Source organism: Streptomyces lunalinharesii (assembly GCF_039532155.1).
Lineage (GTDB): Bacteria > Actinomycetota > Actinomycetes > Streptomycetales > Streptomycetaceae > Streptomyces > Streptomyces lunalinharesii.
In genome coordinates this window covers 340,935-356,885 of record NZ_BAAARK010000005.1, presented here as the reverse complement: position 1 = coordinate 356,885, position 15,951 = coordinate 340,935, and the positions used below count along the sequence as shown (strand labels likewise).

The following is a 15,951-nucleotide window of genomic DNA, read 5'->3' as shown; positions in this document are numbered from 1 at the left end:
CCTGCCGTACGCGACGAACGGGGGCAGTGGGATGATGGCGCCCGCCATGACTGCCCCCTCCGTCCCCACAGCGCGGGCGGCCGCCGATCTGCGGCTGCTACGGGCCGCGGTGTTCACCGCGGCCTGCGTCACGCTGTCCGCGGCCGGGCACATGGCCGCTTCGATGGCCACGGTGCCGTTGTGGACGCTGGGGCTCGCCGCGGTCGCGGTGTTCGCGGTGGCGGCCCCGCTGGCCGGCCGGGAGCGCTCGCTGCCCGGGATCGCGGCCGGACTGACCCTCGGACAACTGGCGCTGCACGCGCTGTTCGCGATGGGCCAGCACCCGATGTCGGCGCCGTCCGGGCGTGCCTCGGGCCTCTCCGACCAGGCCGCGGTGGCACTGGCCCGGCACCTGACGTGCGGGCTGGAGGGCGTCCGGCTCGACGGCGGCACGGCACGGCAGTTGCTCGGCCCCGGCGGGCTGGAACTGGCCGGCAACACCGGGCTGGCCGGCGCCGGCGGGCACCCGACGGGCGGGGGCGGCGCGCCGATGATGGCGGGCTGCCTGGCGCCGTCGCTGCCGATGCTGCTCGGGCACCTGCTCGCCGCGCTCGTCCTCGGGTGGCTGCTGCGGCGCGGCGAGGCCGCGCTGTGGCGGCTGGTGCGGCTGTCCGCTCCGGCGGCGCGCGAGGTCGCGGCCCGGGCGCTGGTCGGTGCGGTGCGCCGCTCGCTCGCGCTGGTCCGGACGCTGCTCGCGGCGCTCGGCGCGGCACAGGAGGAGGGCCGACGCGCCCCCTCGACCCACGGGGACGAGCCCGGTCCACAGGACCCGGCGCTCCAGCACAGCGTCATACGCCGCGGCCCGCCGTCGGCCGACCGCCTGGCCCTCGCGGCCTGACGCCACGCGCAGCACGCTCCCGAGGAACCCCGAGGACCACGACGGACCACGGGGAGGGACGGCGGCGCGCGGCGGCCGTGCGCGCCGAGGCCGGGCCCCGCACCACGTCACCCCGCAGTCGTTTCCTCCCTTCTCCCCGTGGAGCGTCCACATGACCAAGAAGTCCGGTATGTCAGAGATTTCGGGCGGCGCGTCGTCCTCGGCGCGACGCCTGGCCCGTCGGCTCCCCGTCGTCGGCGGGATCGCGGCCGGCAGCGTGCTGCTGCTGGCCGGCCCGGCCTTCGCGCACGTCACCGTGCAGCCCGGCACCGCCCCCAAGGGCGGCTTCGCCACCGTCAACATCAAGGTGCCGAACGAGCGCGACGACGCCTCGACGGTGAAGGTCGAGGTCTCCCTGCCGACCGACCACCCGCTGACGTCCGTCATGCCGCAGCCGGTGCCCGGCTGGAAGGTCGACATCACCAAGTCCAAGCTCGCCAAGCCCGTCGAGATGGAGGGCGAGAAGGTCAACGAGGCCCCCTCGAAGATCACCTGGACCGCGGACGGCAAGGGCATCGAGCCGGGCCAGTTCCAGCAGTTCCCGCTCTCGGTCGGCCAGTTGCCCAGCGACACCGACCAGCTCGTCTTCAAGGCCCTCCAGACGTACGACAACAAGGAGGTCGTGCGCTGGATCGAGCCGGCCAAGCCCGGCGGCCCGGAGCCGCAGAACCCGGCGCCGGTGCTCAAGCTCACCGCGGCCGACGCCCAGGACCCGGCGGACGGCAAGAACGGCGCCAAGGGCGACACCACCGCCGCCCCGGCGTCCACCAGCGACACCACGGCACGGGTGCTGGCCGTCGGCGGGATCGTCGTCGGCATCGTCGGCGTCGCGTTCGGCGTGCTCGCCGGCCGTCGCCGCAACGCCTGATCCGCGCCCCGCGACCGGACCCGGTCGGACCGGCGCGCGCCACGCGCCGGTCCGGCACCCTCCGGTACGCACCCGTCGATCCGAGAACACCTGACACCCACCGGCCCAGCGCCATGGAAATACCAGGACACACCCGTCATGCATAGAAGAAAACTGCTGCTCTCCGCCCTGGGGGCGACCGCCGCACTCGGCCTGACCCTGACCGCCTGCGGCTCCGGCGACGGCTCCGACCAGCCCATCGCCCAGGTCTCCGGCGGGACGGCGGCCAAGCCGATCGTCACCCTCGACAGCCCGATGGAGAAGCCGGACCTCAGCCTCACCGACTCCGACGGCAAGCCGTACGACCTGCTGGAGAAGACCAAGGGCCACCCCACCCTGATCTACTTCGGCTACACCAACTGCCCGGACGTCTGCCCGACGACCATGGCCAACATCGCGGTCGCGGTGAAGCAGCTGCCGGCGGCCGAACGCAGCGACCTGCGGGTGGTCTTCGTGACCTCCGACCCGGAGCGCGACACGCCCGCCCAGCTCAAGAAGTGGCTCGGCGGCATCAACAAGGACTTCATCGGGCTCACCGGCCCGTTCAACAAGATCCAACAGGCCGCCCGCAGCGTGAACATAGGCATCGAGGCGCCGGTCAAGAAGAAGAACGGCGACGTGGTCTCCACCCACGGCGCCCAGGTCCTGCTGAGCTCCCCCAAGGACGACAAGATCCACTGGATGGGGATGCAGGAAGCCACCTCCGACAACTACACCGCCGCACTTCCTCAGATCATCAAGGGACAGAACCCGTGACCCGCCGCACCACCCCCCGCGCCCGCCTCGCCCCCGTCAGCCGCCGCATAGCCATCGGCTCCGCGTTCGCCCTCACCGCCGGTCTCGCCCTCGCGGGCTGCGGCGGCGGGGACGGCAAGCCGCAGCTCTCGGTCAGCGGCGCCTACATGCCGCAGCCGGTCACCCAGGACATGGCCGGCGCCTACTTCGTGATCAAGAACGACGGCGCCACCGCCGACAAGCTGACGTCGGTCACCAGCGACCTGTCCAAGGACATCAGCATCCACAAGACCACCGGCAACAAGATGGAGCAGGTCGACTCGCTGCCGGTGCCCGCGGGCGGGCAGCTCACGCTCAGCGCCGGCGGCAACCACCTGATGTTCATGGGCCTGACCCGCAAGCCCACCGCGGGCCAGAAGGTCACCGTCGAGCTGCACTTCGCCACCGCCGACCCGGTCAAGGTCGAGGTCCCGGTGAAGCCCGCCGACTACCGCCCGCAGAAGTGACGGTCCCCGCCGCAGCGCGGACACCGTGAGAACAGGGCCCGGCGACGGGCCCGGTGAAGGAAACGGACACCTCATGCCAACGGGAAGGGGAGCGCGCACCATGGTCCTCACCGGCTTCCGGCCGCGACGGCTGCTGGTCGTCGTGGCGGTGCTGTTCGGGGTGCTGGCCGCCGGCGTCACGCCGGCCGCCGCGCACGCCGCACTGACCGGCAGCGACCCCGCGCAGGGCTCGGTGGTGGCGCACGCCCCCGAGCAGGTCGCGCTCACCTTCTCCGAGGGCGTGGCGATGGGGAACGACTCGCTGCGCGTCCTGGACCCCAAGGGCAAACGGGTGGACCGCGGCAAGCTGCGCAACCTGTGCAGCGGGAGCGTCGTCAAATACGGCGCGGGGCTCCCGCCGGGACTCCCCAACGGGACGTACACCGTCGCCTGGCAGGCGATCTCGGCGGACAGCCACCCGGTGTCCGGTGCCTTCACCTTCTCCATCGGGGCGCCGTCCAAGACCACCGCCGCCCTTCCCCAACAGCAGGTCGGCGGCGGCCTGGTGGGCGCGCTCTACGAGATCGCCCGCTATCTGGCCTACGCCGGGTTCGTGCTGCTGGTCGGCGGCGCGGCGTTCGTGCTGGCGTGCCGGCCGGCCGCCGCCCGGGTGCGGTCCGTGCAGCGCCTGGTGGTCCGCGGCTGGGCGCTGCTGACCGGCGCCACGCTGGCGATGCTGTTGCTGCGCACCCCGTACACCGGCTCCGGCAAGCTCGCCGACGTCTTCGACTTCGGCGGGCTCCAGCAGGTGGTGCTGAGCAAGCCGGGGGCCGCGCTGCTCTCCCGACTGCTGCTGCTCGCCGCGGCGGCGCTGTTCGTGGCGGTGCTGTTCGGCGCGTACGCCCGGGCCCACGCGCCGGACGGCACGGACGGCACGGACGGCACGGACGGCGGGAACACCGAGGGCACCGGGGACGGCCGGGACGCCGTCAAGCGGCGCAAGGACCTCACGTTCGGGCTTGCGCTCGGCGGCGTGGTGGTCGCCGCGGGGCTGGCCACCACCTGGGCGATCGCCGAGCACGCCTCGACGGGACTCCAGCCGGCCGTCGCCATGCCCGTCGACGTGCTGCACCTGCTCGCGGTCGCCGCCTGGCTCGGCGGTCTGGCGGCCCTGTTGGTCTCCCTCTACTGGGGCCCGCCGGTCGAGCGGACCGCTGTGGGCCGCTTCTCCCGGGTGGCCTTCGGCTCCGTGCTGGTGCTGGTCGCCACCGGCACCTACCAGTCCTGGCGCCAGGTCGGCTCGTGGCACGCGCTGACCGACACCTCCTACGGGCAGCTGCTGCTGGTCAAGGTGGGCCTGGTCGCGGTGATGGTGGCCGTCGCCGGGCTCTCCCGCCGCTGGACGGGCCGACTGACGGCCGCGGACACCGCGGACACCGCGGAGGGCACGGACGGCACGGAGCCCGCCGCCGCCCCGGCTGACGCGCAGCACGCCTCGGACGCCTCGGATGCCTCGGACGCCGAGGACGCGCCGGCGGTGGACGCGGCCGGTTCCGGCGGCTCCGCCGACCCGACCCGGGTCGCCCAACTGGAGCGCCAGAAGGCCGCGTTGGCCACTGCCCGGAAGAAGCGGGTCCGGGACGCCGACCCGGTGCGGCGGGGACTGCGGCGGTCCGTCCTGACCGAAGCCTCCGTGGCGGTGCTGCTGCTCGCGGTGACCACCGCCCTGACCACCACCGAGCCGGCCCGCACCGCGGAGGCCGTCAAGGCCGCCTCGGCCGGCCGGTCCCCCGACGCCAACCAACCGCGCGTGCTGAACGTCCCGTTCGACACCGGCGGCGCGGACGGCAAGGGCACCGCCCGGCTCGACCTCGACCCCGGGCGCAGCGGCGGCGGCAACGAGCTGCGGCTGCGGATCGCCGACCCGTCCGGCAAGGCCCGGGACGTCCCCCAGGTAGCGGTCTCCTTCACGCTCGACGCCAAGAAGCTGGGGCCGCTCCCGGTCACGCTCCGGCACAGCGGCACCGGCCACTGGACCGCCGGCGGCATCCAACTCCCGGTCCCGGGACGGTGGCAGCTGTCACTGCTCGTGCGGACCTCCGACTTCGACCAGGTGACCGAGACCAGGAACGTGACGATCGACTGATGAGCAAGCAGCAGGACGCCACCGCCACCCCGCCCGACGACGCCCCCCGCACCCGGCCCGCGCCGGCCCCGGACGGCACCGCCCCGCAGTTGTCCCGCCGCCGCCTCCTGGGGACCGTCGGTGCGGCCGGCGCGGCCGGGCTGGTCGTCGGCGGGGCCGGCGGCGCGCTCGGCGCCTCGGCCGCGCAGGGCGACGCCCCGGCGGCGCTGACCACGCTCGGGTCGACCGAGGTCGCGTTCCGCACGGCGGGCGCCAAGCACCAGGCCGGCATCACCACCCCGCTCCAGGCCAGCGGCCACCTCGTCGCCTTCGACCTGGCGCCCGGCGCCGGCCGCAAGGAGGCCGCCGCGCTGCTGCGCCGCTGGTCGCAGACGGCGCGGGAGCTGATGGCCGGGCGCACCCCGCAGGCCGACACCGACGTGGCGCTGGACGCCGGCCCGTCCTCGCTCACCGTCACCTTCGGACTGGGCCGCGGCTTCTTCGACCGGACCGGTCTGACCGCCCGCCGCCCGGTCCAGCTCGACCCGTTGCCCGCCTTCTCCAACGACGCCCTCGACCCCCGGCGCTCCGACGGCGACCTGTGGATCCAGATCGGCGCCGACGACGCGCTGGTCGCCTTCCACGCCCTGCGCACGCTCCAGAAGGAGGCCGCGGGGGCCGCCCGGCTGCGCTGGCAGATGAACGGCTTCAACCGCACGCCGGGCGCCACCGCGCGCCCGATGACCGCCCGCAACCTGATGGGCCAGGTCGACGGCACCAACAACCCCAAGCCGTCCGACCCGGACTTCGACCGGCGGATCTTCGTCGGCGCGGACACCGCGCAGGAGTGGATGCGCGGCGGCTCGTACGCGGTGGTGCGCCGGATCCGGATGCTGCTCGACGACTGGGAGCAGCGCTCGCGCACCGAACAGGAACGGGTCATAGGCCGGCGCAAGGACAGCGGCGCCCCGCTGACCGGCGGCACCGAGACCACCCCGATGAAGCTGGACGCCACCGGCCCCGACGGGCTCCCGGTCATCCCCGCCGACGCGCACGCCCGGATCGCCGCCCCGGAGGCCAACCAGGGCGCGGCGATGCTGCGCCGCCCGTTCTCCTTCCACGACGGCTTCCGCGACGACGGCGCCCCGGACGCCGGGCTGCTCTTCGTCTGCTGGCAGGCCGACCCGCTGCGCGCCTTCACCCAGATCCAGCGGAAGCTGGACCGCGGCGACGCGCTCTCGCCGTTCCTGCGGCACGAGGCCAGCGGCCTGTACGCGGTGCCGCCGGCACCGTCGGACGGCGACTACGTGGCCCAGCCGCTGCTGGAGGGCTGAGCGGGGCGGCCGGGACCACTCTTCGGAACGCGTCCGCCCACCACCACCGGGCTCGGTATCGTGACGAGGGCAGGGAAAGACAGCGGGACGCTCCCGCGAGCACGTGAGGGAGTCCACGGCATGTCGGCCAGTCGCTATACGTTTCTCGGTCCCGCCGGCACCTTCACCGAGGCCGCCCTGCGCACCCTGCCCGAGGCGGCGACCCGGGAGCTGGTGCCGATGGTGTCGGTGCCGGCCGCGCTGGACGCGGTCCGGGCCGGCGAGGCCGCGGCGGCGCTGGTGCCGATCGAGAACTCCGTCGAGGGCGGGGTGACCACCACCCTCGACGAACTGGCCTCCGGCGAACCGCTGATGATCTACCGCGAGGTGCTGCTGCCGATCGCCTTCGCGCTCCTGGCCCGCCCGGGAACGGCCCTGGCCGACGTGAAGACGGTCACCGGGCACCCGGTGGCGCAGCCCCAGGTCCGCAAGTGGCTGGCGGCCCGGCTCCCGGACGCGGTCTGGGAGTCGGCGGCCTCCAACGCGGACGGTGCCCGGCTGGTCCAGGAGGGCCGCTACGACGGCGCGTTCGCGGGTGAGTTCGCGGCCGCGACGTACGGGCTGGAGCCTCTGGTCGCCGGCATCCACGACGCGCAGAACGCCGCCACCCGCTTCGTCCTGGTCGGCCGCCCGGCCCGGCCGGCGGCGCCCACCGGGGCGGACAAGACCTCGGTGGTGCTGTGGCTGGCCGCCGACCACCCCGGTGCGCTGCTGGAGCTGCTCCAGGAGTACGCGGTCCGCGGGGTCAACATGATGCGGATCGAGTCCCGGCCGACCGGTGAGGGCATCGGCCGCTACTGCTTCTCGGTGGACTGCGAGGGCCACGTCACCGACCGGCGGGTGGGCGAGGTCCTGATGGGCCTCAAGCGGGTCTGCCGCGACGTGCGGTTCCTCGGCTCGTACCCGCGGGCGGACGAGGTCAGCGCCAACGTCCGGCCGCAGGTGACCGATGCGGCGTTCACGGCCGCGTCGGACTGGCTGGCGCGCTGCCAGGACGGCCGGGGCTGACCTCCGCTCCCCCTCCCACCTCTCAGGTCACGGGCTGTGACCTGCGCCTTCGGCGGGGCCGGCGGCGCCGTTCCGGCGTGCCGTCCCAGAGCCCTCCGTGGTTGTCCACAAAGTTATCCACAGGCCCACTTCTCGACCTGTGGGTAAGTCGACATCCGAGTCGGACAGAGTCGACATATCACCCTAGTGACCACACACCCCTCCACAGCCGCCCACAGTGGATCACCGCGCACCTCGTCAGCACAATTCCCGTAACCAATCCTTTAGGGCGAGGTAATCCCACACGAAAGAGTGCGTGAACAGGGTTTGGACCAAGAATCCATAGGCGAGCATTTCGGGCACAGAATGATCAATTCCGGCTTCCACAGATCTCACACACAGCCTGTGGATAAGAATCCGCAACTCCCTCCCTCCTGTGGACAACCCGGTGGGCAACCTGGGGGCCGCACCGGGCCCATCATCCGGAAGCCAGGAATCCGCCGCCGCGAATGCCCCTTTTCGCGGCAAGAACCGGGAATTCCGCAGGGCCTTACGATGCGTTACGACGCGCCCTTCGAGAAGGCGCCCGGGGTCGATTCCCCACCGCGGAATAAATAACCGCAAAACGGGCAAATGGTCGCACCCGCGAATATCACGTCGAGGGCCGGCTGCCGGCCCCGGTAGCCTGGTGGGGTGATTGACCTTCGCCTGCTCCGTGAGGACCCCGACCGTGTTCGCGCCTCCCAGCGCGCCCGTGGAGAGGACGTCGCACTCGTCGACGCACTCCTCTCCGCCGACGAGCGGCGCAGGTCGTCCGGCGTCCGCTTCGACGAGCTGCGCTCCGAGCAGAAGGCGCTCGGCAAGCTCATCCCCAAGGCCGGCGGCGACGAGAAGGCCGCGCTGCTGAAGAAGGCCGGCGAGCTGGCCGCCGCCGTCAAGGCCGCCGACGCCGAGCAGGACGAGGCCAAGGAAGAGACCCAGGCGCTGCTGCGCAAGCTGGGCAACATCGTCCACCCCGACGTCCCGGTGGGCGGCGAGGAGGACTTCACGGTCCTGGAGACGCACGGCACCGTCCGCGACTTCGCCGCCGAGGGCTTCGCCCCGAAGGACCACCTGGAGATCGGCGAACTGCTCGGCGCCATCGACGTCGAGCGCGGCGCCAAGGTCTCCGGCTCGCGCTTCTACTACCTCACCGGCATCGGCGCCCTGCTGGAGCTGGCGCTGGTGAACGCCGCCATCGCACAGGCCACCGAGGCCGGCTTCACGCCGATGCTGACCCCCGCCCTGGTGCGCCCGCGCGCCATGGAGGGCACCGGCTTCCTCGGCCAGGCCGCCGAGAACGTCTACCACCTGGAGCGCGACGACTTCTATCTGGTCGGCACCTCCGAGGTCCCGCTCGCCGCGTACCACATGGACGAGATCGTCGACGCGGAGCAGCTGCCGCTGCGCTACGCCGGGTTCTCGCCGTGCTTCCGCCGCGAGGCCGGCACCTACGGCAAGGACACCCGCGGCATCTTCCGGGTCCACCAGTTCGACAAGGTGGAGATGTTCTCCTACGTCACGCCGGAGGATGCCGAGGCCGAGCACCGGCGCCTGCTGGAGTGGGAGAAGCAGTGGCTGACCGGCCTGGAGCTGCCGTTCCAGGTGATCGACGTCGCCACCGGTGACCTGGGCGCCTCCGCCTCCCGCAAGTTCGACTGCGAGGCGTGGATCCCGACCCAGGGCAAGTTCCGCGAGCTGACCTCGGCGTCCAACTGCGACGAGTTCCAGGCCCGCCGGCTCTCGGTCCGGATGCGGGAGACCACCGACGGCAAGCCGAAGGTCCGCCCGCTGGCGACGCTCAACGGCACGCTCTGCGCCGTCCCGCGGACCATCGTGGCGATCTTCGAGAACCACCAGCGGCCCGACGGCTCGGTCCACGTCCCCGAGGTGCTCCGCCCCTACCTGGGCGGCCGTGAGGTACTGGAGCCCGTCACCAAGTGAGCACCTCAGCCCCGGCGGGTTCGCCGCTGCCGTACAAGCTCATCGCGACGGACCTCGACGGGACGCTGCTGCGCCACGACGAGTCCGTCTCCGCACGCACCCGCCAGGCGCTCGCCGCGGCCACCGCGGCGGGCGCGGCGCACATCGTCGTCACCGGCCGGGCGGTGCCCTGGACCCGGCACATCCTCGACGCCCTGGACTACCAGGGGCTGGCGGTGTGCGGACAGGGCGCGCAGGTCTACCACGCCGGTGAACGGCGGCTGCTGACGTCGGTGACGCTCGACCGGCAGCTGGCCGGCCTCGCGCTGTCCAAGATCGAGGCGGAGGTGGGCCCGCTCCACCTGGCGGCGAGCCGCGACGGCCTGGCCGGCGAGGTGCTGGTCGGCCCGGGCTACCAGGTCCAGGAGGGCCCGCTGCCCAACGTCCTGATCGACGATCCGGGCGAGCTGTGGGCCGCGCCGCTGAACAAGGTCTACCTCCAGCACCCGACGCTGGACGACGACGCACTGGCCCGCGCCGCCCGCCAGGTCGCCGGTGACCTGGTCGGCGTCATGGTGGCCGGGCCCCGCGTCGTCGAGCTGCTGCCGCTGGGCCTGACCAAGGCCACCGGGCTGTCACTGGCCGCGCGCCGCCTGGGCATCACCGCCAAGGAGACCCTGGCGTTCGGCGACATGCCCAACGACATCCCGATGTTCGCCTGGTCCGCGCACGGCGTGGCGATGGCCGGCGCCCACGACGAACTCAAGGCCGTGGCCGACGAGATCACCGCCTCCAACGAGGACGACGGGGTCGCGTTGGTGCTGGAGCGGCTCTACTCCTGACGGCGTCCGGACGGGGGCGGCGCTCCGGCCCCGTCCCCGTCGTCGTCCCCCGTCGCCACGTCACCCGGCCCCACCCGTGCCGCCGGCGTCAGCGGCCAGCACGCCAACCCCATGGTCAGCGCTATGGCGTGGCCGAAGTCGGTGAAGGTCGCGCCGGTCGCCAGCGGCACCCCGAAGAAGGCCAGCAGGCCGACGAGGTAGCCGTAGCGCCAGGGGGGCGGCAGTCGGTAGGTCAGCACGCCGGCCGCGGCGGCCAGCCCGTAGGAGACGCCGATGTCCACCACGTGCGTCATCGAGCGCGGCAGCTGGTGGCCCTCGATGGCGAGCAGCACCAGTTCCTGGCTGGCCAGGGTGGCCGCGACGTGTGCCGCGCCGACGGTCAGCAGCCAGCGCCAACTGCCCATCCAGCGCTCGACGTTGGCGTGCACCAGCTCGAACATCACCGCGTAGAGCAGGAACGACCCCGGCTGCTCGATCCAGAATCCGCTGATCAGCAGCGAGGGCAGCGGATGCTCGTTCAGCTCGTGGATGTTGCTGCTGGTGCGGTGCAGGAGGAACTGCTCCAGCCCCTCGGAGGCCGAGGCGATCACCAGGCTGGTGATGCCGATGATCAACAGCCAGATGTGGGTGCCGGGCGTGGAACGGACCCAGTCCCGCACCCAGTTCCCCGCCCGGCGGGCCGGGGCGGCCAGCGAGGGTGTCATCGACGGCTCCTCGGGACGGCGGGGCCGACCGCGAAGTACGGGCCGGGCCCCTTGATGTGCCGGATCCGCGGCGCGCTCTCCATGGTCCGCACGCCCGGCAGCGCCGCGACCCGGGTCGTCAGGTAGCTGTAGAGCGCGCCGGTGTCCCGGCACAGGACGGACGCGAAGAGGTTGTGCGGGCCGGTGGTGGCGCCGGCGAAGGCGACCTCCGGATGGGTCGCCAACGCCGCGCCGGTGGCGGCGAGTTCGGCCGGCGCGACGGACAGCCACAGGGCGACCATCACCCCGTAGCCGAAGAGCCGCAGGTCGTAGTCGACGTCGTAGTAGAGCACGCCGTCCGCGCGCAGTGCCTCCAGTCGACGGCGGACGGTGGTGGGCGAGGAGTCGGTGGCCGCGGCGAGGTCGGCGAGCGGGGCCCGGCCGTCCCGGCCCAGCGCCTCGAAGAGCCGCCGATCGGCGTCGGAGAGCACCACCGGTTCGGTCAGCGGGCGGGGCACCGGCGGGCTCAGCCGGGCGGTCTCCTCGGCGGTCAGCGCACCGGACTTGCTGATCATGCTCTGCGGGCCGCCGTAGAACTCGTGCAGCAGGCAGTGGGCGGCCACGCCGACCACGCGCGGGGTGCGCGGCAGCTTCTGGAGCAGCAGCGCGTCGCTGTGCTCGCTGCTCCCCGACCGGCAGACCGCAGCGATCTCGGTGCCGCCGGACATCAGGCTGACCCAGGAGGTGTCCGGGCGGCGGGCCAGCGCCTCGGCGACCGACACCGCGGCGTCCGGCGCGCACTGCACCCGCACCAGCCACTCCACCTCGCCCAGGGCCCGCGGCTCGGCCAGCCCCAGCACCCGCAGCCCGCCGGAGCCGCGGTGGCGGGCGTAGCGGCGGGCGACCGTCTGGTCGGAGACCCCGAGGACCTCGGCGATCCGGCTGAAGGGGGCGCGGCCGTCGGTCTGGAGGGCGTGGATCAGCCGCCGGTCGAGGTCGTCGAAGGGCGCCGGTCTGGCGGCGCTGCCGTCGGTTTTCACCGTTGGAGGCTAACCCGTGTCGGATTGCGCCGCCCGGAACGCCGTGGCTGGGGAAACGGGCGGGGTGCGACGGAGAGTGGTACCCGGCCGGGCGTCTGCCCGGCCACGTACGTGAGCGCACCACCCAACGGAGGACAGGACCATGCGGGACGCACCCGGGCAGGCGCCCGACGGGGGCGACGGCCACGGCAGAGCGCGCGGGAAGTGGTGGCCCCTGGTGGCCATCACCCTCGGCAACTTCATGCTGCTGGTCGACGTGACGATCGTGAACACCGCGCTGCCCCGGATAGCCGACGGCCTGGGCGCCTCCTTCTCCTCGCTCCAGTGGGTGATGGACAGCTACGCGCTGGCGCTGGCCGCGCTCCTGATGGTGGCGGGCTCGGCGGCCGACCTGTACGGCCGGCGCCGGCTCTACGTCGGCGGGCTGGCGCTCTTCGCGCTCGCCTCGCTGGCCTGCGGGCTGGCCCCCGGCGCGGACCTACTGGTCGCGGCCCGGATCGTGCAGGGCATCGGGGCGGCGGCGATGTTCGCCACCAACACCCCGCTGCTGATGGCCGCCTACCAGGGCCGGGACCGCGGCGTGGCGTTCGGCGTCTGGGGCGGCACCAGCGGCGCGGCGGCCGCGGTCGGCCCGGTGCTGGGCGGGATGCTCACCGAGTGGACCGACTGGCGGGCGATCTTCCTGGTCAACCTGCCGCTGACCGCGATCGCCATCTGGCTGACCCTGCGCCACGTCGGCGAGTCCTACGGCGACCGGGGCGCGCGGATCGACTGGCCGGGCGCCGGCTCCTTCACGCTGTGCGCGGGCGCGCTGACCTACGGGCTGATGCGCGGCGGCGAGCACGGCTGGACCGAGGGCGGGACGCTGGTGGCGTTGGCGGTGGCCGCGCTGGCCCTGCTGGTGTTCGTGGTCGTCGAGCGGCGGACCGCCGGGCCGCTGTTGGACCTCCGGCTGCTGCGCCGCCCGTCGTTCGCGGTACTGATGGTGGCGGCGCTGCTGATGCAGGCGGCGGCCTTCCCGTACCTGACGTTCGTGGGGCTGTGGACGCAGAACGTGCTCGGGCTGAGCCCGATCGGGGCCGGGCTCGCGGTGACTCCGATGGCGCTGATGTCGCTGCTGGTCGGCGTGCTCGGCGGCCGGGCGCTCCAGCGGATGTCGCCGCAACTCCCGCTCGGCATCGGCGTGTTGCTGATCGGCGCGGGGGCGCTGCTGCACGTCGCGCTGCTCGGCGCCGGCGCCGGTTGGCCGGCGCTGGTGCCCGGTCTGGCGGTGAGCGGGCTCGGCATCGGTGCGGCGATGCCCGTACTGGTGTCGGCGGCGCTCGGCGCGGCCCCGCCGCAGCGGGCCGGGATGGCGAGCGGCGCGGTCAACACCTTCCGCCAGCTCGGGTTCGCCTTCGGGATCGCGGTCCTGGGGACGGTGTTCAGCACCGCCCTGCGGGACTCCGGGGCCGCCACCGGCGGCCGGGCCGCGCTCGCCGACGGCTACCTCTCCGGGCTGCGGGACATCACGCTGCTCTCCGGGCTGGCGGCGCTGGTCACCGGCCTGCTGGTCCTCGCCGTGGTCCGGCGCGCTCCGCGGACGGACGACGGACGGCCGGGCGGCGCGCCCTCGGGTGCGCCGGCGAGCGCCGACGGCGCGGCCGGCACCGGCGGGGCGGAGCACGACGACGCCCGGTCGCGCTCGGGAGCGCCGGCGGGGGCGTGACGCCGACACCCCGTACGGGCGGCACCGTACGGGCGGGTCGGCACCCGGAACCGTACGGCCGTCCACGGTTCCGGGTTGCCGCCCAGGGCCCTGCGACGATCGTCCCGGGACCACAGACCCAAGTCAATCCTCGGGTTTCCTTCCAAACTCCTTAGCCATGGCTTGGGTTACCGGTGGGCCGCGCAGTAGCGTGGCCGGGTGACCCTCGACGATCTGCGCGCCTTCGTGGCCGTCTGCGAGGCGGGCAGCCTCAGCGCCGTCGCCCGCGACCTCGGCTGCACCCAGTCCGCCGTCAGCCAGCGCGTCAAGCGCCTCGAACGGGAGGCCGGCATCGGCCTGTTGGAGCGCCGGCCGCGCGGGGTGGCGCCGACCGCGGCGGGCCGCATCCTGCACCGCGCCGCCGCCGACGGCCTGGGCGGACTGGACCTGGCACTGCGCCGGCTGGCCGACATGCGGCGGGGCGACGGCGGGACGGTCCGGGTCACCACCGGGGCGACCACCGTCCGGCACTTCATGTCGGACGCGGTGGTCGCCTTCCGGGACCGGCATCCGCACGTCAACCTGGAGTTCCACACCGAGAGTTCCAGCCGCCGCTGCTTCGAGGCGGTCGCGGACGGCGACTCCGAGCTGGCCTGGATCACCATCGGCCCGCCCGTGCGGGGCATCGAGCAGCACCCGGTGATGGGCCTGCCGTGGGTGCTCGCGGTCCGCGCCGACGATCCGCTCGCCGCCCGCGACCACGTCGCACCGGACGAACTGGCCGGCCTCCGCCTCGTCCGGCTGCCGGAGAACTCCACCTCCCGGATGCGCCTCGACGGGCACCTCGGCCACCAGGAGGGCGCCCCGGCACCGGCCCCCACGGTCCCCGGGCCCAGCACCACCAGCGTCGCCGACTGGGACACCGCGCTGCTGCTCGCCGAACTCGGCGTCGGCCCCGCCGTCGTCCCCCGCCTCCCCGGTGACCGCGCCACCGCCGACCACCCGGGCCTGCGGCTGGTGCCGATCCCGGCGCTGCCGCCGCTGACGACGGGGTGGGCGGTGCGCCAGTGGGCGGCGCTCAGCCCGGCCGCCGTGGAGTTCGCCGGGACGGTGAACCGGTGCCTGGTGGACGGGGCGCCGCCCACCGGGCACGGGTCACCGGCGGCGGGTCCGGACGCCGCCGCGGCCGTCGGCGCCGTCCCCGGCCCCCGGCCTCAGGCCCTGACGACCGGTTCCTGAATCTCGGTGACCCACTGCTCCTGGTCGTCCGGGCACTGGAGGTACAGCTCACGGGCGTAACCGGCCGAGCGGTAGCCGTTGCCGTCGATCCAGTGCGCGAGGTGCTGCGCGGTCGGCACGATCCGGCTCATCGGGCCGCGGTGGACGACCGTCGCGGCCAGGTCGAGCCCGGGCAGCGTGACGGTGTCGAAGCCGAGCCCGGCGCCGTCCGCGCCACGCCGCACGGCCTTCGCCAGCTCCTCCCGGCCGATCGCGACCCCGGCGTGCACCACCACCGCGTCCCCCGTGCCCTCGGGGCCGGCGCCGTCCGGTGCGGCCTCGTAGTACGCCAGTCCCGGCCCGGTCGGGGTCAGCCCCGCCGCCGCCAGCCGGCCGAACAGCTCCTGGTAGAGCGGTGTGATGACCGGGCCGATGTCCTCGGGTCCGTAACTGGCCGCGACCTCGCTGAGCTCCGCGAGCAGGACCGGTTCGGTGTGCTTGAGCACCACGTCGTCGGCGGACATGTGTCCCTCACTCTCGATCGTCCGGAGTCGCGCCTCGACCTGCCCCAGCCGCGCCTCGGCCGCGTCCCGGGCGGCCGCCAGCTCCGCCCGCCGCAGCCGCAGCATCCCGCGCAGCTCGGCCGCGTCCAGCTGCTCGTCGAGGATCGCCGCCACCTGCTGGAGGCTGAATCCGAGGTCCTTGAGCGCGATGACGCGGTTGAGCCGGGCGAGCTGGGCCGCAGCGTAGGAGCGGTAGCCGGTGACGGGGTCGGTACGGGCCGGCCGCAGCAGCCCGATGGCGTCGTAGTGACGCAGCATCCGGGCCGACACCCGGCCGTACCTGGCGAAATCTCCGATGCTGAACATGACGCCTTCCAGTGGAGCGGTTCCCACAGTGTCAAGGTCAAGGACGGCCGCAACCCCACGGAGGGGGTGAGTGGTGCGGTCACGGTCCGTTGCCGGTCCGGGACCTCTCCGCGACCGGATCG

Annotated in this window: 14 protein-coding genes; 11 read left to right on the top strand and 3 right to left on the bottom strand. The window is 73.7% G+C overall.

Annotated elements, in window-relative coordinates:
- The first annotated feature begins 46 nt into the window (after window positions 1-46).
- The 9 genes from ABD385_RS11090 to ABD385_RS11050 all read left to right on the top strand — a co-directional run bounded on the left by ABD385_RS11090 (window position 47) and on the right by ABD385_RS11050 (window position 10,332).
- The gene (locus tag ABD385_RS11090; RefSeq protein ID WP_344574945.1) at window positions 47-877 is read left to right on the top strand and encodes a hypothetical protein; all 831 of its coding nucleotides are present in this window, start codon (window positions 47-49) and stop codon (window positions 875-877) included.
- Window positions 878-1,046: 169 nt separating this feature from the next.
- Complete coding sequence (locus ABD385_RS11085; protein ID WP_344574944.1) at window positions 1,047-1,784, top strand: YcnI family copper-binding membrane protein; 738 nt, start codon at window positions 1,047-1,049, stop codon at window positions 1,782-1,784.
- A 138-nt stretch (window positions 1,785-1,922) separates the two neighbouring features.
- A complete protein-coding gene (locus ABD385_RS11080) occupies window positions 1,923-2,579 on the top strand; it encodes an SCO family protein (protein WP_344574943.1) in 657 nt (218 codons plus the stop codon).
- Window positions 2,576-3,064 (top strand): copper chaperone PCu(A)C, encoded by a 489-nt coding sequence (locus tag ABD385_RS11075; protein WP_344574941.1) that lies wholly within the window; start codon window positions 2,576-2,578, stop codon window positions 3,062-3,064. The genes ABD385_RS11080 and ABD385_RS11075 overlap by 4 nt, the downstream gene beginning before the upstream one ends.
- 100 nt (window positions 3,065-3,164) lie before the next feature.
- Window positions 3,165-5,189 carry a copper resistance CopC/CopD family protein gene (locus tag ABD385_RS11070; RefSeq protein WP_344575032.1) on the top strand — a complete coding sequence of 675 codons (2,025 nt, stop codon included), beginning with the start codon at window positions 3,165-3,167 and terminating at the stop codon, window positions 5,187-5,189.
- Window positions 5,189-6,502, top strand: coding sequence for an iron uptake transporter deferrochelatase/peroxidase subunit (gene efeB, locus ABD385_RS11065; RefSeq protein ID WP_344574940.1), 1,314 nt, complete (start codon window positions 5,189-5,191; stop codon window positions 6,500-6,502). The genes ABD385_RS11070 and efeB overlap by 1 nt, the downstream gene beginning before the upstream one ends.
- 120 nt (window positions 6,503-6,622) lie before the next feature.
- Window positions 6,623-7,549 carry a prephenate dehydratase gene (gene pheA / locus ABD385_RS11060; RefSeq protein ID WP_344574939.1) on the top strand — a complete coding sequence of 309 codons (927 nt, stop codon included), beginning with the start codon at window positions 6,623-6,625 and terminating at the stop codon, window positions 7,547-7,549.
- A 672-nt stretch (window positions 7,550-8,221) separates the two neighbouring features.
- A complete protein-coding gene (serS, locus tag ABD385_RS11055; RefSeq protein ID WP_344574938.1) occupies window positions 8,222-9,511 on the top strand; it encodes a serine--tRNA ligase in 1,290 nt (429 codons plus the stop codon).
- Window positions 9,508-10,332 carry an HAD family hydrolase gene (locus ABD385_RS11050; protein WP_344574937.1) on the top strand — a complete coding sequence of 275 codons (825 nt, stop codon included), beginning with the start codon at window positions 9,508-9,510 and terminating at the stop codon, window positions 10,330-10,332. Before serS ends, ABD385_RS11050 begins: the two co-directional genes overlap by 4 nt.
- Here ABD385_RS11050 and ABD385_RS11045 read toward each other — a convergent pair.
- Window positions 10,323-11,036 carry a rhomboid-like protein gene (locus tag ABD385_RS11045; RefSeq protein WP_344574936.1) on the bottom strand — a complete coding sequence of 238 codons (714 nt, stop codon included), beginning with the start codon at window positions 11,034-11,036 and terminating at the stop codon, window positions 10,323-10,325. The two genes, ABD385_RS11050 and ABD385_RS11045, sit on opposite strands and share 10 nt — an antisense overlap.
- A complete protein-coding gene (locus tag ABD385_RS11040) occupies window positions 11,033-12,055 on the bottom strand; it encodes an Lrp/AsnC family transcriptional regulator (RefSeq protein ID WP_344574935.1) in 1,023 nt (340 codons plus the stop codon). Before ABD385_RS11040 ends, ABD385_RS11045 begins: the two co-directional genes overlap by 4 nt.
- A gap of 142 nt (window positions 12,056-12,197) precedes the next feature.
- Between ABD385_RS11040 and ABD385_RS11035 the strand changes: the two genes are divergently transcribed.
- Together ABD385_RS11035 and ABD385_RS11030 are read left to right on the top strand one after the other, a co-directional pair.
- Window positions 12,198-13,763 (top strand): MFS transporter, encoded by a 1,566-nt coding sequence (locus ABD385_RS11035; protein ID WP_344574934.1) that lies wholly within the window; start codon window positions 12,198-12,200, stop codon window positions 13,761-13,763.
- Window positions 13,764-13,961: 198 nt separating this feature from the next.
- Window positions 13,962-14,981, top strand: coding sequence for a LysR family transcriptional regulator (locus tag ABD385_RS11030; RefSeq protein WP_344574933.1), 1,020 nt, complete (start codon window positions 13,962-13,964; stop codon window positions 14,979-14,981).
- On the opposite strand, the gene ABD385_RS11025 is transcribed toward ABD385_RS11030, so the two are convergent.
- Window positions 14,957-15,829: a MerR family transcriptional regulator gene (locus tag ABD385_RS11025; protein ID WP_344574932.1), complete on the bottom strand. Its 873-nt coding sequence runs from the start codon at window positions 15,827-15,829 to the stop codon at window positions 14,957-14,959. The genes ABD385_RS11030 and ABD385_RS11025 overlap by 25 nt on opposite strands.
- Between the last annotated feature and the right edge of the window lie 122 nt (window positions 15,830-15,951).

Coding starts and splice junctions, on each gene's coding strand:
- efeB (WP_344574940.1), top strand. CDS start 5,189: ATGAGCAAGCAGCAGGACGCCACCGCCACCCCGCCCGACGACGCCCCC.
- ABD385_RS11085 (WP_344574944.1), top strand. CDS start 1,047: ATGTCAGAGATTTCGGGCGGCGCGTCGTCCTCGGCGCGACGCCTGGCC.
- ABD385_RS11025 (WP_344574932.1), bottom strand. CDS start 15,829: ATGTTCAGCATCGGAGATTTCGCCAGGTACGGCCGGGTGTCGGCCCGG.
- ABD385_RS11070 (WP_344575032.1), top strand. CDS start 3,165: ATGGTCCTCACCGGCTTCCGGCCGCGACGGCTGCTGGTCGTCGTGGCG.
- pheA (WP_344574939.1), top strand. CDS start 6,623: ATGTCGGCCAGTCGCTATACGTTTCTCGGTCCCGCCGGCACCTTCACC.
- ABD385_RS11090 (WP_344574945.1), top strand. CDS start 47: ATGACTGCCCCCTCCGTCCCCACAGCGCGGGCGGCCGCCGATCTGCGG.
- ABD385_RS11045 (WP_344574936.1), bottom strand. CDS start 11,036: ATGACACCCTCGCTGGCCGCCCCGGCCCGCCGGGCGGGGAACTGGGTG.
- ABD385_RS11035 (WP_344574934.1), top strand. CDS start 12,198: ATGCGGGACGCACCCGGGCAGGCGCCCGACGGGGGCGACGGCCACGGC.
- ABD385_RS11080 (WP_344574943.1), top strand. CDS start 1,923: ATGCATAGAAGAAAACTGCTGCTCTCCGCCCTGGGGGCGACCGCCGCA.